Below are 23,874 nucleotides of genomic sequence, written 5' to 3' on the forward strand. Positions count from 1 at the left end.
TGGCGTGGCGCCGCGGCCACGTCCTACCTTTGTTCTTCGGAGGAGCCGATCCACTGCTTTAGTTCTTCGTCTGTTTGGATGTAATTTTTGGATCGATACAGGGGATCGAGTAGCCGCTTCGTCTTTGGATCGGCGAAGCGTTGGCAGTGGAGCAGGGCCTTGACTTTGTGTTCTGGGGAGCGGACGAGGCGGCCTAGGGCTTGATTCACTTTTTGGATGCCGGGATTGAGGTAGGCGCGTTCGAAGCCGTTGTTGCCGAGCCGTTCGTGGTGCTCGCGTTTGCTTTCTTGGATGACGTTCATCTCGGGGAGGGCGGGGCTGACTATGATGGCGGAGCCGGCTTTTCCGCCGAGGGTGTCGACGCCTTCGGCGTAGGAGGAGCCGAGGATGAGGATGAGCGCGTCGTGGAATGCGAGGGTTTCTTCGAGGTAGGCGTTGCGGTCGGCGAGGGAGCCGCCGGAGCGGGGCTGGAGGGCGACGCGTAGGAAGGGGTGTTTGAGCTGGAGCGTTTCGTAGGCTTGTTTGGCGTAGGCGTAGCTGGGGAAAAAGGCGACTGCGGGGCCGGCGTTTTCGGCGGCGGTGGCGATGGTTTGGGCGGTGGTTTGGAGGTGGGCGGATCGGGTTTTGTAGCGGGTGTCGACGCGGAGGTCGATGGCGACGTCGTAGGCGTTTTCGCGCCAGGGGGCTGGGGGGGATAGGTGTTGCGTTTGGAGTGTGGAGTGTGGAGTTGGGGGGAGGCCGATTTCGTCGAGGTAGGAGTCGAGGGGATTGAGGGTGGCGGAGAGGAAGAGGGCGGCGTTGTATTGGGAAAGCTGTGACGCGATGAGCTTTGAGGCGTCGATGCATTCTAGGCGAATAGCGCCGGGGGTGGGGGTCCAGGTTTGGAAGGTGAGCTCGGGGGCGTTTTTGTCGGGGCGGGTGGACGCTATTTGAAAGAGGAGTTCGAGGGTGTCGGGTTGGAGGTCTTCGTAGGGTAGCGGCTCTTCGTTTAGGGAGGAGGCGATTTGCTGGATATTGTGTTTGAAGTCGAGGGCGACGGTGTCGCTGAGGTTTTGGGCGCTAGGCTTGGGGGATTTTGAGTCGGGGGAGGCTTCGGTGAGGATGGAGGCGAGTAGTTTGAGTTTTGCGCGGAGGGAGCGGGAGGCGTTGGCCTGGGATAGGTCTTCGATGGCGGCGTAGACGGAGAGGGCCTGGAATTCGCAGGAGTAGGTGGATTGGACGCGTGAGGGGAGGTTGTGGGCTTCGTCGATGATGAGGAAGGTGCGGGCGGGGTCGAAGTCGACTTGCTCTGAAAGCAGGCGGGCGGAGGCGGGGGAGAAGAGGTAGTTGTAGTCGCCGATCCAGATGTCTCGCTGGCCGAGTCCGGCTCGCATGATTTCGTAGGGGCAGATTCCGGTGAGTCGTCCTTCGGCTTGCAGGGTCTCGAGGTCGAGCTCGTCTTGGGAAAGTAGATACAGGCGTTGGAGGCCGGAGCGTTTCCACTTCTCGTGGAGTTCGGCTAGGTAGGGGCAGGTTTGGCGGGAGCAGCGGAACTCGTGGTGGATGCAGTGCTCTTGTTTGTTGCGAATGTGCCAGAAGGTGGCTGGGGGTGAGGTGCTAGGTTCTGGACTCTGGGTTTTTGGGGCCTGAGATTTTTGGAGGAGGGCTTTGAGGCGGGTGAGGGCTTCGGTCTGGCCGGTGGATTTGGAGGTGAGGTAGAGGACGCGGTCGCATTGGCCGGCGGCGAGGCGTCGGGCGGCGTACTCCCAGGCGACTCCGGTTTTTCCGTAGCCGGTGGGGGCTTCGAGCAGGGTGATCTTGGCTTGGTTGAAGGCGTGATCGAGTCGCTCTTGGATATCTTCCTGACCGGGGCGGGGCGTTTCGTAGACGGGCTTTACGGTGAGCGAGCGTAGGCGGGCGAGGCGTTCTTGCTTGGATTCGAGAAAGTCGACGAGGGCGTCGAGCTGGTCGACGAGCATGGCGTCGTATTGTTTGTCGAGGCGGAGGCTTTGGGTGAGGCCGGAGCCGATTTCGACGAAGAGGAGCTCGAGGGTGAAGTTGGGTTCCGGGTTAGCTAGGGCGGAGGGCGATTCGCGGAGCATCAGCTCGCGGTAAGTGAGGAGCTGGAGGGGGTAGCTGAGGTAGCGTTCGAGGAGGGTGTCGCGGCTGAGGGGCAGGGGTTCGGAGACCGTCTTGATCTCGCGGAGGTGGAGTTGGGTGTTGGGTGCTGGGGATTGCTTGAGTTGGTCGATTCGGCCTTTGAGGCGGAGGGTCCAGTTTCGCCAGCGGAGGTTGCCGGAGATTTGGACTTCGTCTTGCATGCCCTCTCCGGCTTCGGCGGATTCTTTTTGGATGCGTTGATGCCATTCGGTGCCGAGCTGAGCCCTCCAGACGGCGGAGACGCCGCCGAAGCCTGGGGTCGCGTAGGGCGTGAAGGAGGCGAACTCTCCTACGCTGAGCGTTACTGTTCGGTTGGGGGCGTCGATGTGCATCTGGGGTGGTATGAAGGATGAGGTATGGAGGATGAGGAAGCTTGGATTTTGGAAATCTCATTGGTCATCCTTCATATTTCATACTTTTTGGGGCTGCGTTGGGGAGAATTTTAGCTAGAGTGCTGTCTCGTCGATTAAGTTACTTGTTATGAAGATCTTTTCTGTTTTGGCAGTGGTTGTTTTGAGCCCGTTTTTTTGTGCAGCGTCAGACTACATGGACAGCGTGTTGACGAACTTGCAGGGAGTGGGGCTGGAGATTCGGGAACTGAACGTGCAGTCGGATATTTTCAAGCTGGAGTACCAGGATATCGAATCTCATGCCTTGGAAACTTTGCAGCGTTTCGACGTGCGTTTGCTGACGGCCATGGAGCTGGATGTGATGCCGGGGCAACCCTATTTGGAGATTTCGATCGACGTGGCTCACGCGCAGGGGCCGAGCCACTTGTACATGGTGAAGCTGGAGCTGCGGGAGATGGCTAAGCTGGAACGTCCGCGCGATCGTGTGGTGACGATGTCTTTGCCGACTTGGGAGCGCAAGGTGATGGGAGTGGCGAACCGGCCGGAGGCGTTGACCGAGGAGTTGGATCGTTTGCTACGGCTGTTCTCGGACGAGTTTCACATGCATAATGTGAAGGAGGAGTGATGTGGTAGCAGCCGTTTTCTCAACGGCCATAATCATCGGAGGGTGCCCGTTGGGGACAACGGGCTCTACCTGTACTTTAGCAGGAGCGTGTTTTGCGAAAGGGGACGCGTTTCCTTGAGTTCGAAGGCGATTTCATGTGGGGCTGAAAAAATGGGGGTGCCGCCTCCGAAGAGCATGGGTTCGAGGGTGAGCCATAGCTCGTCGACGAGACCGGCTTTGAGGAAGGCAGTGTAGATCTCGCCTCCACCGAGGAGGGCGGTGCGATGGCGTCCGCGTTGGGTGAGCTCGGCGAGGATCTCTGAGGGGGGCTGGTCTGTGAATTCGATGAGCTCGGGGCGGTGGTCGCTGGCGTGATTGCCCGGGTCGCGGGTGACTATTTTTCGCAGGTAGCGGGTTGTATCCGAATTTAGGATGCGTTGGCGGAGAGTGTCGTAGGTTTTCCGTCCCATGATGAGGGAGTCGAAGTCCTTGAGGGCGGAGCGGAGAAACTGCGCGTCGGATTCGCTGCAGAAGTCGGTCCCGGATTGGCCGGGGCGGGCGATGTATCCGTCGAGGGACTGTGCGGCGATGAGGGTGAGCATGGTTGGGAAGGATGAGGGATGAAGTAGGAAGGAGGAAAGTGGGAAATGAAATTTGTGGGTGTCTTGGGGCTTGATTTGGGAAATGGGGGCTGGGTAGTGTGCGTGGCTTATGATCAAAGCAGAGACCAAGGACCTTCACGACCAAATCGAAAAGAGAGCTGGGTACCTATGGAGGTATCTTTGACGTCGATAACAAGAAGACCGAGATAGCTGCTCTGGAGGAGCAGATGGGGGCGGAGTCCTTTTGGAATGATCAGAAGGCGGCCCAGCAGGTGATCGCCAAGTCGAATTTGCTCAAGGGGGTGGTCAATGGGATGACCGGGTTCATGTCCAAGCTCGAGGATGCTCGGGCGATGGAGGAGCTTTTGAACGAGGAGGGCGTCGACGAGCTCTCCGAGGAAGCCGAGGAATTGCAGACGGCCGCGGTGGCTTTGAAGGAGGAGCTCGATGAGCTGGAGATCCAGTGCTACTTGAACAAGCCGCATGATCGTTGCAACGCCTTGCTTACGATCAACGCGGGCGCGGGTGGTACGGAAAGTTGCGATTGGGCGGACTTGCTCTACCGCATGTATTCACGCTGGGCGGAGCGTCGTGGATTCAAGGTTGAGATCATTGATATGCTTCCTGGTGAAGAGGCGGGTCTGGACAAGGTGACCTTGCGGGTTTCTGGGGAAAACGCGTTTGGCTATGCCAATGCGGAGCGTGGTGTGCATCGCTTGGTGCGGATCAGCCCGTTCGACTCGAACAAGCGTCGCCATACCTCCTTTTGCGCGGTCGATGTGGTGGCGGAGATCGAGGACGACATTGAGATCGAAATCGACGCCAAGGATCTGCGCGAGGACACCTATCGCGCGAGCGGCAAGGGGGGGCAGCACGTCAACAAGACCGACTCTGCTATCCGTCTGACTCACCTTCCGACTGGAATCGTGGTGCAGTGTCAGAACGACCGCTCCCAGCATAAGAACCGCTCGACTGCTATGAAGATGCTCAAGGCTCGCCTCTACGAACGCATGGAGGACGAGAAGCGGAGCAGCATGGAGAAGATCTATGGGGAGAAGGGCGAAATCGGCTGGGGCAACCAGATCCGAAGCTACGTTTTCCAACCGTACCAGATGGTGAAGGACCTTCGCACCGGAGTCGAAACCGGCAATATCCAGGCGGTGATGGACGGCGACATCGATCGTTTCATCTCGGGCTGGCTGCGGGCGGGATCTCCGCGTTCCCGAAACAAAGATATCCAGATCGAGGATTGATGACCGAGTTCGCAGGCCTCGTTACAATCAGGTGGCGGGGCTATTCGTACTGGTTGTTTCCCAGTCAAATAAGCTAATCCTAGAAGGAACCGGAAACCTGATACTACTTTAAGCCATGCAATTAGAGACGCTCCAGAATGCTTTCTCCGAACAGGAATTGTTCGAGGGGAAGTCTTGGCGTATGTCGCCGGAGTCTTGGCGGTTGACGCCGGAGATCGTGGCCAAGCTTGAGGAGATTGGTCAGGCGAGTTTGGAGTTTTATCAGGCGCTCGAGGTGCTGTACCGTCGCTCGTTCGAAGGGAAGAAGCTGCTGCGTAACAAGGAGCTGTACGCTCCGTGGGTGGCGGAATACTTGGATCGCGGAAAGCCCAAGCCGCTGGTCGACATTTGCCGAAGCAAGGCGAGCAAGGGGGCGCTGCCGCCGGTGATTCGTCCGGACTTGCTGGTGACGCGGGATGGATTCGCCCTTTCTGAGCTCGATTCCGTTCCCGGGGGCGTGGGGCTTACGGCGTATTTGAATCAACTATACGAGCAGTCCGAGTCGGCGGGCGTGCTGGGAGCGAACGCTCAGATGGAGGAGGCGTTTTACGGGGCGGTTTCCGCGCTTGCTCCGGGTGAGCGGAATCCGGTGATCGTGATTGCGGTGAGCGAAGAGGCGGGCACCTATAAGCCGGAAATGGACTGGCTTGCCGAGCGTTTGCAGCGGCGGGGGTACCGCGTATACAGTAAGTGGGTACAGGAGGTTTTTCCGCTGGGTGGCGCTGTCTATTTCGATGAGGATGGAAGTCCGGAGAAGATCGATGTGATCTATCGTTTTTTCGAGCTGTTTGATTTGCCGAACTTGCCGGAGGCGGAGTTTATCTTTGAAGCGGTCGAAAAGGAAGAGGTGGCGATGACGCCGCCGGCGAAGCCGTTTTTGGAGGAGAAACTGGGGATGGCGCTTTTCCATCACCATATTCTGGAGGACTTCTGGAAGGAGAATATTTCGAAGCGTTCCTATAAGGTATTGAAGGGCTTGATACCTCAATCCTGGGTTGTGGATCCGGCTCCTTTGCCGCCGGGAGCGGTTATCGATGGCCCGATGGCGCAAGGTAGGCCGCTTCATTCTTGGATGGATCTTGCGGAGGCGAGCCAGAAGGAGCGGAATCTCGTTTTGAAGATTTCCGGTTTCCACGAGACGGCCTGGGGCTCGCGGAGCGTGGTGATCGGTAACGACGTATCGAGGGACGATTGGACCGAAGCCTTGGAGGAGGCCGTCGAGATGGCTCCTAGCCATTTGCATGTTTTGCAAGAGTTCAAGAAGTCGGTCCAGCTGAAGCATCCGCTTTATGATGAAGAGGGAGCGGTGTATGAGGCGTCCGGGCGTTTACGTCTGAACCCGTACTATTTTACGGATGGCGAGAGCGTTAAGCTTGCGGGGGCATTGGCGACCTTTTGTCCGCCCGACAAGAAGATCATCCATGGCATGGAGGATGCGGCGATGCTTCCGTGTCGGGTGGTTGAATAGCTGATACTTGGTAGTTTATTGAGGTTGGCTAGGTGTGAGCCCTAGTGGGTGCTGGTATTGATTGCTGCCTCGCCTTGCGCATGGGGGCGCTTGGTGTAGTTTTTTTGAGCCTACAAGCTCTTGTAATTCTCTCCAACGCCATGACTGCCGACGCGGACGACACATCCAGCGACAATATTTTGCAGCTGATCGCGAAGAAGATTCGCAGCCAATTTTTGCTGTTTTCGATCGCGATCGCCCTTGTAATTGCCACGTTGATACAGACTGCAGGCGTTGATGCGGCGTTGCCGATTGGAGCGGTGCTCTTGGTTTTCTTGGTGGGGGCGCTGGTCTACTCTTTTGTGGAGAAGGACCAAGGTCCGGCCTCGGAGATCTTGGAGGCGGTACCCGATTCTAGAGGAGCTGAGCTGGGGGTGGAGGTTTGGCTGAGGCATGCCCGAGGAGGACGAGGTGGATCTGAATTTCGCTTGGGGGATGAAGTGAGGGTTTGTGTGAAGGCGACTCAGGATTGCTATTTGACGCTTCTTAATCTGGCTCCGGATGGGGAGTTGACGATCTTGTTCCCGAACCGGCACAACCAGAACAATCGTATCCGTGGTGGCGTCGAACATGAGGTGCCCGCGGATGGATACGGGTTTAATATCGTGCTGGAGGAGCCGCTGGGCGTGGATCAGGTCAAGGCGATCGTCACTGTGGATCCGGCTCCTTTGCTGGAGACGCAGTTTGGGCCGGACGGGGAGTTTTTTAATTCGGTTAAAGCCACTGCTGCTCCGAGAGCGATGCGTGTTGTGGCGGCCGAGGTTAAGAAGATGAACGAGCGGAAGTGGGCGGCTGCCTCTTTCCGGTTTGAGGTGAAGCGCAAATAGTCTGTATCAGATATGTCACGACATGATTCTTTTGCTTTGGTGGTGGGGATAAGCCGTTATCGCGACGAGGCGATCACTCCCCTGAACTATACGAACGCGGATGCCAAGGCGTTTGCTGACTTATTGACCGACGAAAAGATCTGCGGGGTGCCTAAGGAGAACGTCCGCTTGCTGGTGGACGAGGAGGCGACGTTGTTTGCGATCAAGGATTCGATAAGCGGTTGGTTGGCGAGCCGAGCGGGAGCCGATTCCACCGCGATCATCTTTTATGCTGGGCATGGGGACGTGGAGCCGGACCGGACTCAGACCTCGGCCGATGCCTTGTCGAACTACTTGCTGCCTTACGACGCGAACGCGCAGAATCTCTACGCGTCGGCCTTGTCGAAGGAGGAGTTTCAAGGGCTGGTGAAAACGGTTCGCTGCAAACGAAGCGTGATTTTGATGGATGCCTGCCATTCTGGCGGGGTCGCTACGGTTGGCAGTCGCAAGATGAGTGTGGGTTATAGCCGGGACCTTTATTCGAGTTTGGCGGAGGGTGCGGGGAGTACGGTGATCGCGGCGGCGGCCCCGAACCAGTTGTCTTGGGAGGATAAGGAGTTGGGGCATGGCGTTTTCACGCATCACTTGCTCGAGGCGTTGCGTGGTGGCGCGGATATCGATGGGGATGGACGAATCACCATGACCGAGGTGTTCGAGTACCTTAAGAAAAGGGTGCCGGAGACGGCTCGTCGTCTAGGGGGAGCTGAGCAGACGCCGGTGTTCAAGGCCGATATGTCGGAGGACATCGTTTTGACGGTGAATCCGGAGAGGATCAAGGAATTGACGGAGGCGGCTCTGGCGAAGGCAGATGCGGAGCGGTCCCGAATCAAGGAGATGCGGCGCAAGCTATTCGACTTCGAGCGGGAGCAACACTTGCCAGCGACAGCCCATAATTTGGCGAATTCGCTCATCGAGCGGTCGAACGATAGTTTGAGCTCGCAGGAGCGAGGGACGCTTGAGCTGATGAATGCGATGATTGCCGGGCACGTCTCGGTGGAGACGTTTGTGAGGCACTGCGAAACTCATTCCGAGGCAGCGGCGCCGCCGTCAAAACCGGCTTCTGTTGAGGAAAAGAGGGAAAAGGAAGAGCCGCCGCCAATCGCTTCCGTCGCGGAGACGCAGATTGCCCCGACGGTGCAGGAAGGGGGGCCGCCGGCTAAGGTTTCCTCGGGATTCAACCTCGCTATGGTGCTGGTTTCGATGCTGGTGCCTCTGGCGGGTTTGATCGTCGGTTTGGTGTACATGGTGCGGAGCGATCAGGAGGAGAAGAAGGCCGGCAAGAGGTGGGTGATCGTCAGCTGTGTAGCTGGCGTTTGCTGGTTCCTCTTCATGGCTTGCGCGGCGGCATTCAGCGCGGGCTTGGGCGATCCGTACTATTATTAGCGAGCGAGGGGCGGTGCGGGCGAGGGTGGTTATTCGCAAAGTTGTTCGCGCCTTGTTCTTCGACTTATTCACATTCGGGGTTTGGGGTTGTCAGCATGAAGGGCCGCCTTTGAATTTCGGCCCTTTATGTATCTCAGTGCCCTCAAAGTTAACGGCTTTAAGAGTTTTGCCGATCCCACCCACCTGAAGTTCAACCGGGGAGTGACCGCGGTCGTTGGACCGAACGGTTGTGGCAAGAGTAACATCGCCGACTCGATCCGTTGGGTTTTGGGTGAGCAGAGCGCGAAGGCGTTGCGTGGCGGCAAGATGCAGGACGTGATCTTCGAGGGCTCCGATAAGCGTAAGCCCCTCAATATCTGCGAGGTAGCGATCACCTTGACCGACTGCGAAAAGGAGCTCGGCAGCGACTTCAATGAAGTGGAGATCGCCCGTAAGGTGCACCGCGATGGTGGCAGCAACTATTTTATCAACGGCAAGGCCTGCCGCCTGAAGGACATCCAGCGTCTCTTCATGGACACGGGTATCGGCCGGACGTCCTACTCGATCATGGCCCAGGGGCAGATCGACCAGATTCTCTCTTCGAAGCCGGAGGAGCGCCGGGCGGTTTTCGAGGAAGCGGCCGGTATTTCGAAGTACAAGGCGCAGCGTAAGGAGACGATGAACAAGCTCTCCCATGTGGAGACGAATCTCGATCGCGTGACTGATGTTATTGGCGAAATCGGTCGTCAGATCGGCAGCCTCAAGCGTCAGGCGACCAAGGCGATCCGCTACAAGAAGATCAGCCACAAGCTTCGTTATCTAGACATCGGTCACAGCGCTTACCAGTACCAGACTTTGAGCTCCACGCTCGATACGGTGGATCAGTCCTCCAACGAGTTGCAGATCGAGGTGGACGAGCTTGCAACCGATCTCGAAAACAAGGAAGGCAGCCTCATCGTTTACAAGGAGGAGCGTCAGACCTTGATCCAGAAGGTCCAGGATTCGCAACAATCGGTCTTCGATCTGCGCTCCATGAAAGAGCAGGCCAGCAATGCGGCGGATATGGCTCAGATCAAGATTGCCTCGCTCGCCGAACGCGTGGAGCAGGCCAATGAGGATATCTCTTCGTTTGAAGTGCAGCTCGGCGAAATCGCCAGCCGTATGGAGGAGCACAATACAGACAAGCAAATGCACTTGGATGTGTTGGGTAATTCAGACGAGATCTTCCAGGAGCGAAACCGCGATCTCGAGGAAATCGAAGAGCGCCTCCGAGTATCGGAAACACAGATACAACAGCTCCGTGTTGCCGCTCAAGACGCGGAGCGCGCGGCGTCGCGTTGCCGTGAATCGCTCGCTGCGATCGAGGTAGAGGCGGGTACCAGCCGCAATCGTTTGATGCGACTTGAAGAAGAGCTTGCGGAACAAAGCGAAGGCCAATCCGAAGCGACCCAAGCGCTAGAGGACTTCCAGACTCGCCTCGAAGCGACTCGCAACTTGCAGGAGCAGCTGCAGGTCGATCTCGAAGCGGCCCGTGATGGCGTTTCCGACAAGCGTGATGCGTTTAAGGCGGCTCAGGTCCGTATCCAGGAGATTGACCGTGCTGTCGCTCAGAAGTCGGCCCGCGTGAAGCTTCTCCAGCAACTCCAGGAGAAGCTCGAAGGTTATGGCGAAGGGGCCAAGGCTTTGCTCAAGGGGCGTCTGAAAGGTTCTCTCGAAGGTAAGGCGTTTGACCCGCTTACGAGCGACTTGTCGGTGAAAGACGGATACGGTCCTGCTGTAGAAGCTTTGCTAGGTTCGGCTATGGAGGCTGTGGCGGTTGATGACGCGGATACTGCGATCGAAATCTTCCAGCAACTTGAAGACGGCAAGATTGGACGCGCGTGCGTCCGATTGAAGACAAGTCCAGCTGCCAATATTTCAGCTGGCGCGTTGCCGGATTGGATTAAGCCCGCATCCGAGTATGTTTCCTTGAAGGAAGATGCTAGCCATGACTCGCTTCGCGCGGTGTTGGCGTCGAGTTTCATCGTCGAAGATATGGCGGCGTTCTTGAAGTGGCGTGAAGGCCAGGCTGACTTCCGTTTCCTTCAGGTGGCTTCCAAGAAGGGGGAGACCTTGGATGCTCGCGGTCTGGTGACCGGGGGCTTCAAGGGCAAGGTCAAGAACAGCAGTATTCTCCAGCGAGAAGTGGAGTTGAAGCAGACGCAGAAGGAGCTTGAGGAAGAGCAGAAGGCTCTTGAGGCGGCTCGTGAGGAAGCGGACAAGGTGAACCAAGAGCTCGAAGCGGCGGAAGAGGCTGTGGAAGGCAAGCGCCATGAGATTTCCGAGGCGAACCGTGAACTTTCCTCTCTGCAGACCGAAGAGCGAAATGCCCAGAAGTTGGTGCAGGAGCAGAAGATGCGAGCGGAGCGTTTGGAGCGCGAGCGGGAGCAGCTTGAGGAAGTGCAGGCGGCTTCTACTGAAAAGCTTGAGACGGCTAAGTCTCAATTGAGCCAAGAGCTCGAGCGGCTCGAGAGCAGCCGTAGGCAGCTTGAAGAGGTCGAGGAGGGGATCGGCGAGATTCGTGAAGAACGTGACGAAAAGCGCGAGAACCTGACCCAAGCCAAATTCGACCTGCAGGAGAAGAAGCAGAAGCTCGACGTGATCACCCGTGGCGTCGTGGAGATGGAGCAGCGTCGTAATGAGCTGACTCGATTGATCGAAACCAAGACGCGAGACATCGAAGGTTGGGAGACGCAGACCGAAGAGCTCAAGAGCGAGATTTCGCAAGCCGAGGAGCGTAGTGGATCCGTGGATGCGGAGCTTGAGGAGGCTAAGATTCTTGTAAACACGACTCGTGAGTCGCTCACTCAAATCGAGGAAAAAATCGGTGTGCTTGAGCGCGAGCAAAACGAGCTTCGCATTCGTGTGGATGAGCTGAAGAACAGCTTGAGTGGCCAGCAGGTCCAGATCGCTGAGAAACGTTCGCGTCTTGAGTTTATCCAGGAAGAGATCACTCGTGAGTACGGGGTGGACCTTTCCAATACGGATTGGAAGTGGAACCTCTGGAAGGCGCGTCAGCCCGTAGAGGATCTGCCGGTCCTCGATGAAGATGAAGAGGAGGAGAATGTGACTCCTGCCATCGCTCTTCCGGAAGCGAACGAAGCGGCTTCGGAAGAGGAGACGACCGAAGATGTCGCCGAGACCGAGGAATCTGTCGAAGCTTCGGAAGAAGGTAAGGAAGGCGATGCTGAAGAAGAGCCTGAATCGGAAGCGGTCGAACCACTCTCCAAGCAACGCGCTCCGACGGAGGAGGAACGCGAAGAGTTGGAGAAAACCAATTGGACGGCTGTAAAGCGCGAGGTGGAGACGCTTCGCAAGCGTATCCAGAGCATGGGCACTGTAAACACGGACGCGATCGCCGAGTACGGCGAGCTACGTGAGCGTTACGGTTTCTTGAAGGGGCAATATGACGATTTGATCACTTCGAAGGAAAAGCTCGAAGAGGCAATCAACGAGATCAACATCAAGTCCCGCGAGCAGTTCAGCGATACCTTTGCCAAGATCCGCGAAAACTTTAAGCATACCTTCTCGACTCTTTTCCACGGAGGTAAGGCCGATCTGCAGCTTATCGAAACGGACGATGTTCTGGAGAGCGGCATCGAGATTGTAGCGCAGCCTCCGGGTACGAAGCTAAAGGGCGTGAGCTTGCTCTCTGGTGGTCAGAAGACGATGACCGCGGTGGGGCTCTTGTTTGCGATCTACATGGTGAAGCCGTCTCCGTTCTGTTTGCTCGACGAGCTCGACGCTCCGCTGGACGAATCGAACATCGGGCGTTTCACGACGCTGCTCAAGCAGTTCACCAAGCAGTCGCAGTTCATCATCATCACCCACAACAAGCGTACGATTGCGGCCGCGCAGGCCATCTACGGCGTGACCATGGAGGAGAAGGGCGTTTCCAAGGTGGTGAGCATGAAGTTCCACAGCGAGCACGACGATCCGGATATGGTTTCTCTCGATCTGGAAAAACCTGCCGCTGCGAGCGCGTGATTATCGGTCAAGCTCCCTAAACGGGGGTGGAGAGAGTCGTTTCTTTTGGGAGGAGCGTCCTATGGGACGCACGAAAAACTCCTTTTGGGAATAGGAGCGAATGGTGGTTGGAGGATTTGAAGAAGGGTCCGCCGATTGTTCGGCAGCGGCTTCTTCGACAAGTATTCTATAGTTTTCCACTGGTTTCCCGCCGAAGTTTATGACGTCGATCGTGTAAGTGGCATTAGGCTCTGACTGAAACGTTAGCGTTTGAAACCTTTTCCCGTATTCAAATTCTATGACTTCGCCTTCTGGGTCAAAAATAGCTACTCCGGGATGGAAGAATAGCCCCTGTATTTCGACTGTGATTGACTCGAAGTTTTGATCGTTCGTAACCAGATGCCGCTCATACCAGTTATCATGGCCAAGGCGGTCGGTGTAATACTTGTCTGCTGAGGTTATTCCTCTGTGTTGTCTTTCTCCAAACTCGAGCTCCTGTGAGGGATAAGGTTCGATAGAGATATCGAATTTGCCGGTAGCGTCTTTATCGAAGTTGTACACTCCAATCATTCCTCGAGCGATGTCGTTGGTGGAAACGATCAGTTCGTCGAGTTCGTTGGCTGAGCCTTGGTCGGCGTATCCAATTTCCATGTAGTTGTCCCTGTTTAGGACAATGATCTCTGCGTCGAACTCAGGATTGACGACTATCTTGCACTCGTCGGTCGCCGGAAACCTTGTGAACTCTAGAAGTTCGATCCTTTTGTGAGGGCTCCGGTATATGGGTGATTCTGTATTCAAAATCCCCGTTGCTTGTTCGCTCTGCTCTACCGTGGTTTTTTTTGACGGGAATACAGTTACACTTCCTGTGCTCCAAAGGTTTTCGACTTTAACCCAATGGCTCTTTGCTGAGGACCCCCGGAAACGGCGACCCGCGATCCAAGTCAGATTGCCGGTTGTTAGCTCTTCGCTAGCGACAGTGTCTATGGACGCTGCATTGCTTATTACTTCGTAGTTTTGTCCATTTACGAGGGAGCTATAGCGCAGCATGTACTTGAAGGTCTCTTGTGATCCATCGTTTTTCAGGGAGTTGATGATGATGGTCTCGAACGGATTGAGTTCGACTAAAGGGAAGCTGTAGTTGCGTTTTCGCTCGATCTCTAAATCGGCGATGGATGCGGTGTTTAGATCCCATCCAGGTGAAATATCAAGAAAGTAGAATGCTCCGTTCCCCGCGTGCTTGTAGCGAATCGTTGAGGAGTCCATTATTTCGTCCTCTCTTCGGGACATCGAAGGCAAGTATCGGAATGATATTGTTTCTTTTCGATTTCCTGCGAAGGGCCAGATTTTGTATCCAGTGTAGACTGTGCCGTTTCTTCCTATTACTTGCTGGATACGGTCAAATACAGGAATTTCAATGGGCTGAGTACTGGTTGAGCCAATTATTCGTTCAATCCATTCGATATTTTTGGCTGTGCTTGAGTAGCTGGCGCTTGTGGTGGTGTTGGTGTTTGTGGGAGTGTTTGAGGTGCTCGTGATGCCAAGTAGGATCCATTCGTCAGAGTCGCTATTTTTCACGACAAGTGGGCTTCCACTATCTCCTGAGTTAATGCCTTTAGCGATTGGGGAAACATCCTCCGTTGCGATTATGTGGTCGTGGGCTGGATGTTCTGGATGAAAGTCGGACAAGTCTGATAGGGTTAGTTCGACTTCTTTGAGGGTTGCTGTGTTTGTATCGTCTTCGAAGCTTGTTAGGCCCCACCCCATAGCTTGGACTTTTCTCCCTGGTACGATATACGAAAGAGATTTGCTTATGTGGATTGGTTCAAGATCCTCGATGGGAGGGTCTATTTCAATGAGAGCTAAATCGCACCCTCGAAGTATTCTTCTGTCGTGATGAGATGGATGGATATGAATGCTGCGGGGGCGAGTAGGGATGTATTCTTTGTCCAGATCTTTGTTTCCAACGATGATTTCAAAGTCTTGTGGGAGAGTGTTGTCGACGCAGTGAGCTGCCGTAAGTATCCAGTTTGGTGCTACAAGCACTCCACCACAAAATTGCCGCTCTGCAGCGCTTTCGTCCGACTCGCTTGATCGAACGAGGGCGGATATCCATGGATAGTCTTTTTCGTCTACGTCTTCGCCACCGACAATTGACGGCTTGATGGTGGGGTCGCTTGCGAGTAAGCTGCAGACGGCGGTGAGTTTTAGGACGATTGAAAGTTGTTTGATCAAGAGATGCGGGAGTTTGGTTTATCTTTATTGTAAGGAATTACCCGTAGGCAAGGACCGTATGTTAAAACTGACAGGTTCTCGACTCGCCCCTTGACCCAAATCCCGTAACCCGCTTGTAACGTGGGAATGTTATCCTTCCTCAAACGCATGTTCGGCCGCGACGAGCCGGAGTCGGCCGCCATCGGGCGCCGGGGAGAGCGGGAGGCGGAAAAGTTGCTCAAGAAGAAGGGCTACCAGATCTTGGCCCGCAATTTTCGCAGCGGGCGGGACGAGATCGACTTGATCTGTCTGCAGGGTAAAGCGGTGATTTTCGTAGAGGTCCGAACCCGCAAGGTGGGAGCCTTGGTCAGCGGGTACGACTCGATCAACCAAAGGAAACGCGAGGCCCTGAAGCGGGTTTGCCGCAATTTTTTCGGGAAGATGAAGCCCAAGCCGATCACTTTGAGATTCGATGTGGTCGAAGTTGAGCACGAGGAAGGGGTGGTCACGCAGACTCGGCATTTTGAAGATGTTCCTTTGTTCTCGAAATCTGCCAATCGAGGCGTATGAGTCTCGTTTTCCCCTATTCAGTGCCTGAATAGAAAGTTGGCTTGGGATTTGCTGAAGTAAAATTCATAGCTGTCCCGGTTTTGATGAAAAAGATTCTTATCCGCCTTTACACGGTTAGGAGGAGTGTCAATTTCATCCACCTACTAACCAACGGCTTTTACGTATAATGTCACAGGATAACAGACACCCATTTCTTCAAGGACTCAGCAAACACCGCGGTGTGCAGCCGACGATCATTACGATCTTCGGAGCTTCCGGCGACCTCTGTGCCCGTAAGCTCGTGCCGGCCATTTACAATCTCGCGGTAGACAATCTCTTGCCGGCGGACTTTTACCTGATCGGTTTCGGCCGTAAGCCAATTCCTGACGATGAGTTCCGCACCATCGCTGCGGACTCGATTTCCAAGTTTTCCCGTCGTCCGCTGAACAAGGAGATTTGGGATCGTATCGAGAAGAACACTTTCTACTGCTCCGGCGGTTATGACGATGTGGCGGCCTTCCAGAATCTTAGCGACAAGATCGGCTCCATCGAGAAGGACGCTGGGCGCGAGATGCAGAGCGTTTTCTATGTTTCGACTCCGCCGTCTGTCTTCGAGCCGATCATCAAGGGGCTTGGCGAAGTCGGTCTCGCTACCAAGTATCAAGAGTCTGAGAAGCACACCAAGGTCGTTATCGAAAAGCCGTTCGGCAAGGACCTCGACTCCGCTCGCAACCTGAACCGGGTGATTCAAGGCGTTTTCCAAGAGCGCCAGGTGTATCGTATCGACCACTACCTCGGTAAGGAGACAGTGCAGGATCTTCTGGTTCAGCGTTTCGCGAACTCTATCTTCGAGCCGCTATGGAACCGAAACTACGTCGACAACGTGCAGATCACGGTGGCGGAAAGCCTAGGTGTCGGAACGCGTGGGGGCTACTACGAGCAAAGCGGCGCGACGCGCGACATGATTCAAAACCACACCATGCAGCTGCTCGCGCTCATGGCGATGGAAGCTCCGGCTTCGCTCGATGCGGAAGCCATCCGTGACGAGAAGGTGAAGCTTCTCAAGGCGATCAAGCCATTGAAACTTGGATACGAAAATCCGGACGTGGTTCGTGCCCAGTACTCCGAAGGGCTGATTGGTGGACAAAAGGTTCAAGGCTATCGTGAAGAGGAAGGGGTTTCCGAGCAGTCTGAGACTGAGACGTATGCGGCTCTCAAGCTAGCTATCAACAACTGGCGTTGGGAAGGAGTCCCATTCTATCTGCGTTCTGGCAAGCGTATGGCTCGTCGCGTGACCGAGATCGCGATTCAGTTCAAGCGTCCGCCATCCTCGCTCTTCAGCGAAAACGAGATGATCAATCTCGCGAACAACTCTCTCGTTTTCCAGATCCAGCCAGATGAAGGCTCGACCATTTTGCTCAACGGAAAAATCCCTGGCCTGCAGACGCGTACGCAGCCAGTCAAGATGCACTTCCGCTACTCCACGACCTTTGGTTCCAACACGCCGGAAGCTTATGAGCGACTCGTTCTCGACGCGATGATCGGAGACGGAACGCTCTTTATCCGTGGTGACGAAACGGAAGCGTCTTGGAATTTGATCACTCCTCTCCACGAGTTCTGGAAGAGCGAAGGCCAACGTGGAATGGAAAGCTACGCCTCCGGTTCCTGGGGGCCGAATGCTTCGGATCGCATGCTCTGGCAAAACAGCCACGAATGGCGACGTCCTTAATCTGCGGATACGTTAATTGATCGAGTCATGAGCGAATCAACTACAGTCTACGAGGCTTTGCCCGGTTTGTCGGTACCCCTTGGTAATGCTCTGAAAGAGCTCACTGCCATGTGGTCGCCAGTGGATGAATCCGGCCGCCGGAAGGACAACGAATACCGTGCCTCCCGTATGAACCTGATCGTGCATATCGGTTTTGAGGTGAGCCTAGAAGAGGCGAAAGAGCTTTTTCAGACGGTGATCGGTTTCTCGCATCGCTACCCCTGTCGTATGATCTTGCTGTGTCCGCAGCCCGAGTCGTGGGAATCTCAGGAGGACATGCAGTGCAAGATCTTCTCCGAATGTGTGTTTGGCGAAGGCGCGGGCGGCATGAGCTGCTGTGAGGTATTGATTCTCGGATACACTTTGAGCGATCGTCGTTTTCTGGAAAATCAAGTGTCTGTTTTCTTGGAAACGGATCTGCCGACTTATTACTGGCCGACCCGTTTTGGTTCGGCGGAGTTGCTTTCCGACTACAAGTTTTTCTTCACTCAAGCGGAGCGGATCTTGTTCGATTCGTCGCGGGAGAGTTTTTTGATCGATCAAGTGGACGTGCCGCAACCTGAGAAGATTCACGACTTGTCTTACTCTCGTTTGTTGCCGATTCGCCAGAGCATCGGGCAATTTTTAAGCGCCTTTCCGAAGGAGGCCATTATTGATGGGCTTCGTGAGGTAACGCTGAGTTCTAGCGCTTCGTTCAAGTGCGAAGGTCGCGCTTTGATGAGCTGGGTGGCTTCTGCTCTGAAGGGGTGCTACGCGACTCCGGAGGATGCGAATGGAAGGCTTCGCTTTGATCAACAAGAGGCGGGTGACGATTCTGCTACGCCGATCATGAGCTTTGTGTATGAGAACGACAACTACGTGACGTTTACGATCGATCTTGCTAAGGGCGAGGCTCACGTGGAAGGGAATCTGGGCAAAGGCAAGCAGGAGCTGACCACGGGAGTGCGTCTGCTCGATCCGGAAACTGCGTTAGCGGAAGCGTTGTTCCACGGGTAGAGTGTAGCGCGGCGCTTTAGCCCGCGTATTTTCCATCGACTAGATCCTGCACTGCAAATACGCGGGCTAAAGCACCGCGCTACGTGTGGGATGCTCCTACTCTTTGTTTCGCGTGTCGAAGAGGATGGTGACGGGGCCGTCGTTGCGGAGGTCGACTTTCATGTCGGCGGCGAAGACGCCGGTTTTGACGGGCTTGCCGGTGAGTCGCTCTAGCTCTTGACAGACGGCTTCGTAGTCGGCTTTGCCTTTGGCGGGCGGGGCGGCGTCGTTGAAGCTGGGGCGGTTGCCTTTCTTGTTGCTGGCGATGAGAGTGAACTGGCTGATGACGAGGAGCTCGCCGTCGATGTCGGCGAGAGATTGGTTCATGCGTTCTTCTGCGTCTTCGAAGATGCGGAGGTTCGCGATCTTGCGGGCGATCCAGGTGATGTCTTCGGGTGTATCGTCCTTGTGGATACCGAGCAGGACGAGGGAGCCGGGACCAATGGATGAATGGACTTGGCCGTCTATGGTGACGGAGGCTTGGGTGACGCGCTGGATGACGGCTTTCATTGGGTGGGAGAAATTTGCCCACGAAGGGCACTAAGGTTCACGAAGGAAGATTGAAGCGATTTAGAACTTAGGGTTTCTTTGTGTTCCTCGTGGGTAGTAAAAAGGCGGACCAGCGGTCCGCCCTACAGTTAAAGTGTTCTTGCTTGGATCTTACTCGAAGTCGATGGCGACTTCTACGTCGGCTTCGTAGTCCACTCCGTCGACGCCGAATCCGAAGAGTTTGAGGAACTCTTCCTGGTAGCCCTCGAAGTCGGTGTATTGGTCGATAGTGTCGGTTTCGATCTTTGGCCAGGCTTCCGAGATCTCGTCTTGGATTTCCGGTAGCATCTCCCAGTCGTCGAGGCGGATGAGGTCGAGCGCGTCGACGGGGACTTCGCCTCCGTTGTAGAGGCGGTCGGAGAAGAGGCGGTACATCTGCTCGATGCAGCCTTCGTGGTTGCCCTTTTCCTTCATCACCTTGTAGAGGGCGGTGATGTAGAGATTGACGCCGGGGATGGCGGAAGAGGATTGGGTGACGAGGGCTTTGTTGACGGAGACGAATGCCTTGCCGCTGACGGATGCGATCTTCTCGTTGATGGCGGCTTTGGCGCGACGGACGTCGAGCTTGGCTTGGCCGAGGGCGCCGTCCTTGTAGATGGGCCAGGTGAATTGTGGCCCGATGTAGTCGTAGGCGACGGTCTTGAAGCCTTCGGCGAGCACGCCGGCTTCGGTGAGGGCGTCGATCCAGAGTTCCCAGTCTTCGCCGCCCATGACCTTCACGGTGCCTTGGATTTCCTCTTCGGTGCCGGGCTCGAGGGTGGCGACTTGGATGGTCTTCTTGTCGGTATCGAGGTACTTGTTTGAGAAGGCGGAGCCGATCGGCTTGATGGCGGACTTGTAGACTTCGCCTGTCTTGGGATCGGTACGGCGTGGGGCGCCGATGGAGTAGACGAGCAGGTCGATCTTGCCGTCCATGTCTTCCTTGATGCGCTCGATGGCCTGGGCTTTCAGCTCGTCGGAGAAGGCGTCGCCGTTGAGGGACTTGGCGTAGAGGCCGGCGGCTTTGGCTTCTTTTTCGAAGGCGACTGAGTTGTACCAGCCGGAGGAGGCGCAGCGGCCGCGTTCGGATGGGCGTTCGAAGAAGACGCCGAGGGTGTTTGCTCCGGAGCCGAAGGCGGCGGAGATGCGGGAGGCGAGGCCGTAGCCTTGGGAGGCGCCGACCACGAGGACGTTCTTGGGGCCGTCGTCGATGCTCGGTTGGCTTTTTACGTAGTCGATCTGTTCTTTAACGTTTGCGGCGCAGCCAGTCGGGTGAGCCGTGATGCAGATGAAGCCTTTAATCCTCGGTTTAACGATCATGGAAATAGTGAATTGGTTATGTGATTCCGTTTTAGGGAAGGGCTGTGTTTGCCGGAGTTTGGCGGGCAAGGCCAGAATGTTTTTAAGTGAGAAGTAGGAAGTAGGATGTATGAAGGGCGATGGACGCAATCGGGGGGAGGGGCGAGGCGTTTCTGGGGTTTGAAGCGCTACAGAATGATAGTGCCGATGATGCCGAGTGCGAGGAGCAGGGCAATGAAGCAGAGGGCGCGTCGTTCTTGCTTGGTGGTCTTGAGGAGCATTTGCTTTGAGGGTATCGCCGGAATATTGTTTCTGCTAGTTCGTTCCAATTATCGTTATGAACCCATTTTTTCGAGTAAAGCTCTTACTGTTGGCAGCCATTTGCGTCGGCTTTCAAGCGTCCGCGCAGGACGACTTTAACCTTGGTCCGGTTGATACAGGGGAGGTCGAGGCGGAACTGGTGGCGGATGTGGCGGCGATCCGTCCGGGGCAGGAGTTCCAGCTGGCGTTGCGTCTAAAGATGGATCCGCATTGGCATGTGTACTGGATCAACCCGGGGGATACGGGGCTTGTGCCGGAGATATCGTGGGAGTTGCCGGAGGGATTTGAGGTGGCTGGGATGGAGTTTCCGGTGCCGCACCGGATTCCGACGCCGCCGCTGATGTCCTATGGCTACGAGGACGAGATCTTTCTTTTGATGCGGGCGAAGGCGCCGGAGTCTTTGGAGCCGGGCGAGGTGGTGCGTTTGAACGGGCACGCGTCCTGGCTGGTGTGTGAGGAGGCGTGTATACCGGGGGACGCGAAGCTGGGACTGGAGCTTCTGGTGAGCGAGTCGGGCGAAACCTTGGCGCCTGCGGAGTATGCGAGGGAGATCGCGGAGACGCGGTCGGAATTGCCGCATGAGGCAGAAGGGGGCGTTTTGGCGACTGAGGATCTGGGGGATACCTTGGTGGTTTCGCTGCAGTGGGATGGCCTGGAAGGCGTGGAGTTGAAGGAGCCCTATTTCTATGTGGAGCAGATCTCGGTCGCGGATTCGGCGAAGGAGCAGAGTTTTGACTTAGTCGGGAACGTGTTGCGGGTGGCGATCCCGAAGTCGGAGTATTTCGAGGCCCCGGAGGCGGGCTACAGCGGCTTGCTTTATTCGGGCAACGGGTTTGCGGCGGCGGGCGGCTTGGAAGCGGTACGCTTCCACGTGGCGGGCGACATTGCGGCGATCGGCGGCGCTGGAGGAACGGGCTCCGGCTTGGGGGCGGGCTCGTTCGAGATCGGGTTCGCTCAGGCGTTGTTGTACGCGTTTTTGGGGGGCATGATTTTGAACCTGATGCCCTGCGTGTTTCCGGTGCTTTCGATCAAGGTGCTTGGGTTTGTGCAGCAGTCGGGCGAAGACAAGGGCAAGGTGCTGAAGCATGGCGTCGCGTTTACGGTTGGGGTGCTGGTTTCGTTTTGGATACTGGCGGGGACCTTGATCGGCTTGCGTGCGGCGGGCGATAGCTTGGGCTGGGGTTTTCAGCTGCAGCAGCCGGAGTTCGTAGTGGTGATGCTGGTGGTGATGTTCCTCTTCGGGCTGAGCATGGCGGGGGTCTTTGAAATGGGGACGTCCGCGATCGGGCTGCAGGGCAAGGTGAAGAGCGAGGGGTACACGGGGTCGTTCTTTTCCGGGGTGATCGCCACGGCGGTGGCGACTCCTTGTACGGGACCGTTCATGGGGCAGGCCTTGGGCTATGCGTTGACCTTGTCGGCCTTTCAGTCGCTCACGATTTTCAGTTTCTTGGCGCTCGGGATGGCGGCGCCGTACCTCGTGCTTTCGGCGAATCCGGCTTTGATCAACAAGTTGCCGCGGCCCGGGGCTTGGATGGAGACGTTCAAGCAGGTGATGGCCTTCCCGATGTTTGCCACCTGTATTTGGCTGATCTGGCTCTTGGGGGCTCACATGGGCAACGACGGTTTGCTGTTAGTGCTGGGAGGTTTGCTCGTGGTGGCGATCGGGGCTTGGATTTACGGGCGTTGGTCGACGCCGATGCGGAAGCGGACCACTCAGCGGATTGCGTCGGCGCTGGCGTTGCTCACGGTTTTGGGCGGCATCTGGATGATGTTGCCGAAGGATCACGCGGAAGCGGAGGGCGAGTTGCCTTGGCAGGCGTATTCGCCTGAGTTGGTGGATCGTTTGAGCGCGGGCGGCAAGCCGGTGTTCGTGGATTTTACGGCGGACTGGTGTCTGACCTGCAAGGCGAACGAAGTGCGGCTGTTTGGCTCGGACAAGGTGCTTGATCGCATCGAGAAGATGGATGTGCAGCTCGTGCAGGCGGACTGGACGAAGAAGGATTCTGTGATCACTAAGGCGCTGGCTAAGTATGGCCGCTCCAGCGTGCCGCTCTATCTGCTGTACGACGGGAAGCCTGGCTCGGAGCCGAAGGTGCTGCCACAGGTGTTGAGTCCGGACGCGTTTTTGGATTCGCTCGATGAAATCGAAAACGCCTCCCGAGAGTCTGTTGTTATGAACAACTAGTTGCCGTGTCGCGGCAGCGGTTTTGCCAAGAAAACCGAACTCTTAAAAGAACATGAAATTGAGGATCCGATTGTTCGGCGTCGTTTTGGCGGCGCTTTTTTGCGGGGCGTTCGCCCAAGCTGTCACCGTTGGAGAGAAAGCCCCTGGCTTTAGTTTAACCGATGTGGAGGGGAAGACGCACTCGCTGAAGGACTATGAGGGTAAGGTCGTGGTGCTGGAGTGGACGAATCATGGCTGTCCGTACGTGAGTAAGTTTTATCGCTCGGGCAAGATGCAGGAGTTTCAGGGGATCGCTGCAGGCAAGGATGTTGTCTGGCTTTCGATTTGTTCTTCTGCGGAAGGCAAGCAGGGGCATATGTCTTCTTCGGAATGGCGTCAGGCGAACGCTCGCAAGGGGGTGAAGGCGTCGGCGGTTTTGCTAGACGAAATGGGCAAGGTGGGCAAGGCGTACGGAGCGAGGGCGACGCCTCACATGTTCGTGATCGATGACAAGGGCGTTTTGGCTTATGACGGGGCGATCGATAGTATCCCTTCGACGAGCCCAGCGGACATCGACCGAGCCGAGAATTACGTGCTGGCCGCGGTGGATGCTCTGCTAGAGGGGCGACCGGTGGAGAAGAGCAAGGTGCGTCCGTACGGTTGCGGCATCAAGTGGGCGCGATAGGGTCTCTTTCCGCTGTCATTGGTTTTTGAGTACGAAACGGTAGGGACGCTGGGCCCAGTCGGGTCCGGCGTAGTCGACGCCGATGCGCGGGGTGATGTCGACTTGGGAGTCGGGAATGGGTGACGCGCCTCGCAAGTAGAGTCCTGTCTTCTCGTTCGCGGGTGAAGCGTTGAACCGCCGGTCGATGCCGAGCCGTTTGGTGAGTCGACCGGGGCCGTTGACTCCTTCGAGGCCGCGAATCAAGACGGCAGCGGGATAGTCTGGGGGACCGGTCACGAGGTTGAGCATTTCGTGCATTCCGTAGATCAGGTAGACGTACCAGCATCCGGCGGGGCCGAACATCACTTCGGTGCGCTTGGTGCGTCCTTTTGAGGCGTGGCAGGCGAGATCGTGCGGGCCGTCGTAGGCTTCGGTTTCGGTTATGACGCAGGTCTGTTCGTCTGCGTCGCTGGACTTGAGGATGAGCTGTTTCCCTATGAGTTCACGAGCGTGGCGGACTGTATCTTTTGATTGGAAGCGTTCGGGTTTCAGGATCGGGCTCATGACTAAGAGACAAAAAATGCTTCTGTGGGAGTGAAGCAATCATT

General features: G+C 56.2%; 17 protein-coding genes. 11 read left to right on the forward strand and 6 right to left on the reverse strand.

Annotation, left to right across the window (positions count from 1 at the left end; all coding sequences use genetic code 11):
• Positions 1-23 precede the first annotated feature (23 nt).
• The gene (locus JIN87_RS18575; protein ID WP_200357107.1) at positions 24-2,471 is read right to left on the reverse strand and encodes an ATP-dependent DNA helicase; all 2,448 of its coding nucleotides are present in this window, start codon (positions 2,469-2,471) and stop codon (positions 24-26) included.
• Positions 2,472-2,619: 148 nt separating this feature from the next.
• Here JIN87_RS18575 and JIN87_RS18580 point away from each other — a divergent pair, with 148 nt between their 5' ends.
• Positions 2,620-3,114 (forward strand): hypothetical protein, encoded by a 495-nt coding sequence (locus tag JIN87_RS18580; protein WP_200357108.1) that lies wholly within the window; start codon positions 2,620-2,622, stop codon positions 3,112-3,114.
• A 65-nt stretch (positions 3,115-3,179) separates the two neighbouring features.
• Here JIN87_RS18580 and JIN87_RS18585 read toward each other — a convergent pair whose 3' ends face one another.
• Positions 3,180-3,695 carry a dihydrofolate reductase family protein gene (locus tag JIN87_RS18585; protein ID WP_200357109.1) on the reverse strand — a complete coding sequence of 172 codons (516 nt, stop codon included), beginning with the start codon at positions 3,693-3,695 and terminating at the stop codon, positions 3,180-3,182.
• A gap of 109 nt (positions 3,696-3,804) precedes the next feature.
• Between JIN87_RS18585 and prfB the strand changes: the two genes are divergently transcribed.
• The 5 genes from prfB to smc all read left to right on the forward strand — a co-directional run bounded on the left by prfB (position 3,805) and on the right by smc (position 12,748).
• Positions 3,805-4,948 (forward strand): peptide chain release factor 2 gene (gene prfB / locus JIN87_RS18590; protein ID WP_200357110.1). Its coding sequence is split into 2 segments (ribosomal slippage): positions 3,805-3,876 and positions 3,878-4,948, totalling 1,143 coding nucleotides; the frame shifts between segments, so codons are not numbered across the junction.
• 115 nt (positions 4,949-5,063) lie between these two features.
• Positions 5,064-6,455 carry a hypothetical protein gene (locus JIN87_RS18595; RefSeq protein WP_200357111.1) on the forward strand — a complete coding sequence of 464 codons (1,392 nt, stop codon included), beginning with the start codon at positions 5,064-5,066 and terminating at the stop codon, positions 6,453-6,455.
• Positions 6,456-6,595: 140 nt separating this feature from the next.
• Positions 6,596-7,321: a DUF4384 domain-containing protein gene (locus tag JIN87_RS18600; protein ID WP_200357112.1), complete on the forward strand. Its 726-nt coding sequence runs from the start codon at positions 6,596-6,598 to the stop codon at positions 7,319-7,321.
• Positions 7,322-7,333: 12 nt separating this feature from the next.
• Positions 7,334-8,743, forward strand: a complete 1,410-nt coding sequence (locus JIN87_RS18605; protein ID WP_200357113.1) for a caspase family protein — start codon at positions 7,334-7,336, stop codon at positions 8,741-8,743.
• Between the two features lie 126 nt (positions 8,744-8,869).
• Positions 8,870-12,748: a chromosome segregation protein SMC gene (gene smc, locus JIN87_RS18610; protein WP_200357114.1), complete on the forward strand. Its 3,879-nt coding sequence runs from the start codon at positions 8,870-8,872 to the stop codon at positions 12,746-12,748.
• On the opposite strand, the gene JIN87_RS18615 is transcribed toward smc, so the two are convergent.
• Positions 12,749-14,959, reverse strand: coding sequence for a S1 family peptidase (locus JIN87_RS18615; protein WP_200357115.1), 2,211 nt, complete (start codon positions 14,957-14,959; stop codon positions 12,749-12,751).
• Positions 14,960-15,085: 126 nt separating this feature from the next.
• On the opposite strand from JIN87_RS18615, the gene JIN87_RS18620 reads away from it, so the two are divergent.
• The 3 genes from JIN87_RS18620 to JIN87_RS18630 all read left to right on the forward strand — a co-directional run bounded on the left by JIN87_RS18620 (position 15,086) and on the right by JIN87_RS18630 (position 18,251).
• The gene (locus JIN87_RS18620) at positions 15,086-15,508 is read left to right on the forward strand and encodes a YraN family protein (RefSeq protein ID WP_234033496.1); all 423 of its coding nucleotides are present in this window, start codon (positions 15,086-15,088) and stop codon (positions 15,506-15,508) included.
• Between the two features lie 166 nt (positions 15,509-15,674).
• Complete coding sequence (zwf, locus tag JIN87_RS18625) at positions 15,675-17,216, forward strand: glucose-6-phosphate dehydrogenase (protein ID WP_200357117.1); 1,542 nt, start codon at positions 15,675-15,677, stop codon at positions 17,214-17,216.
• Between the two features lie 27 nt (positions 17,217-17,243).
• The gene (locus tag JIN87_RS18630) at positions 17,244-18,251 is read left to right on the forward strand and encodes a glucose-6-phosphate dehydrogenase assembly protein OpcA (RefSeq protein ID WP_200357118.1); all 1,008 of its coding nucleotides are present in this window, start codon (positions 17,244-17,246) and stop codon (positions 18,249-18,251) included.
• A gap of 96 nt (positions 18,252-18,347) precedes the next feature.
• On the opposite strand, the gene dtd is transcribed toward JIN87_RS18630, so the two are convergent.
• Entirely contained in the window at positions 18,348-18,800 is a 453-nt protein-coding gene (gene dtd / locus JIN87_RS18635; protein WP_200357119.1) for a D-aminoacyl-tRNA deacylase, read from the reverse strand.
• A gap of 150 nt (positions 18,801-18,950) precedes the next feature.
• Positions 18,951-20,138 (reverse strand): enoyl-ACP reductase FabV, encoded by a 1,188-nt coding sequence (gene fabV, locus JIN87_RS18640; protein WP_200357120.1) that lies wholly within the window; start codon positions 20,136-20,138, stop codon positions 18,951-18,953.
• A 316-nt stretch (positions 20,139-20,454) separates the two neighbouring features.
• On the opposite strand from fabV, the gene JIN87_RS18645 reads away from it, so the two are divergent.
• Together JIN87_RS18645 and JIN87_RS18650 are read left to right on the forward strand one after the other, a co-directional pair.
• The gene (locus JIN87_RS18645) at positions 20,455-22,623 is read left to right on the forward strand and encodes a protein-disulfide reductase DsbD family protein (protein WP_200357121.1); all 2,169 of its coding nucleotides are present in this window, start codon (positions 20,455-20,457) and stop codon (positions 22,621-22,623) included.
• Between the two features lie 52 nt (positions 22,624-22,675).
• A complete protein-coding gene (locus JIN87_RS18650; protein ID WP_200357122.1) occupies positions 22,676-23,287 on the forward strand; it encodes a thioredoxin family protein in 612 nt (203 codons plus the stop codon).
• Positions 23,288-23,302: 15 nt separating this feature from the next.
• On the opposite strand, the gene JIN87_RS18655 is transcribed toward JIN87_RS18650, so the two are convergent.
• Entirely contained in the window at positions 23,303-23,830 is a 528-nt protein-coding gene (locus JIN87_RS18655; RefSeq protein ID WP_200357123.1) for a DNA-3-methyladenine glycosylase, read from the reverse strand.
• Positions 23,831-23,874 lie beyond the last annotated feature (44 nt).

Source organism: Pelagicoccus mobilis, from assembly GCF_016595505.1.
Taxonomy (GTDB): domain Bacteria; phylum Verrucomicrobiota; class Verrucomicrobiia; order Opitutales; family Opitutaceae; genus Pelagicoccus; species Pelagicoccus mobilis.

Excerpts from the sequence above, each read along its gene's own strand:
- JIN87_RS18575 (WP_200357107.1), bottom strand. The coding sequence starts at position 2,471 with ATGCACATCGACGCCCCCAACCGAACAGTAACGCTCAGCGTAGGAGAG.
- JIN87_RS18580 (WP_200357108.1), top strand. The coding sequence starts at position 2,620 with ATGAAGATCTTTTCTGTTTTGGCAGTGGTTGTTTTGAGCCCGTTTTTT.
- JIN87_RS18585 (WP_200357109.1), bottom strand. The coding sequence starts at position 3,695 with ATGCTCACCCTCATCGCCGCACAGTCCCTCGACGGATACATCGCCCGC.
- JIN87_RS18595 (WP_200357111.1), top strand. The coding sequence starts at position 5,064 with ATGCAATTAGAGACGCTCCAGAATGCTTTCTCCGAACAGGAATTGTTC.
- JIN87_RS18600 (WP_200357112.1), top strand. The coding sequence starts at position 6,596 with ATGACTGCCGACGCGGACGACACATCCAGCGACAATATTTTGCAGCTG.
- JIN87_RS18605 (WP_200357113.1), top strand. The coding sequence starts at position 7,334 with ATGTCACGACATGATTCTTTTGCTTTGGTGGTGGGGATAAGCCGTTAT.
- smc (WP_200357114.1), top strand. The coding sequence starts at position 8,870 with ATGTATCTCAGTGCCCTCAAAGTTAACGGCTTTAAGAGTTTTGCCGAT.
- JIN87_RS18620 (WP_234033496.1), top strand. The coding sequence starts at position 15,086 with ATGTTATCCTTCCTCAAACGCATGTTCGGCCGCGACGAGCCGGAGTCG.
- zwf (WP_200357117.1), top strand. The coding sequence starts at position 15,675 with ATGTCACAGGATAACAGACACCCATTTCTTCAAGGACTCAGCAAACAC.
- JIN87_RS18630 (WP_200357118.1), top strand. The coding sequence starts at position 17,244 with ATGAGCGAATCAACTACAGTCTACGAGGCTTTGCCCGGTTTGTCGGTA.
- dtd (WP_200357119.1), bottom strand. The coding sequence starts at position 18,800 with ATGAAAGCCGTCATCCAGCGCGTCACCCAAGCCTCCGTCACCATAGAC.
- fabV (WP_200357120.1), bottom strand. The coding sequence starts at position 20,138 with ATGATCGTTAAACCGAGGATTAAAGGCTTCATCTGCATCACGGCTCAC.
- JIN87_RS18645 (WP_200357121.1), top strand. The coding sequence starts at position 20,455 with ATGAACCCATTTTTTCGAGTAAAGCTCTTACTGTTGGCAGCCATTTGC.
- JIN87_RS18650 (WP_200357122.1), top strand. The coding sequence starts at position 22,676 with ATGAAATTGAGGATCCGATTGTTCGGCGTCGTTTTGGCGGCGCTTTTT.
- JIN87_RS18655 (WP_200357123.1), bottom strand. The coding sequence starts at position 23,830 with ATGAGCCCGATCCTGAAACCCGAACGCTTCCAATCAAAAGATACAGTC.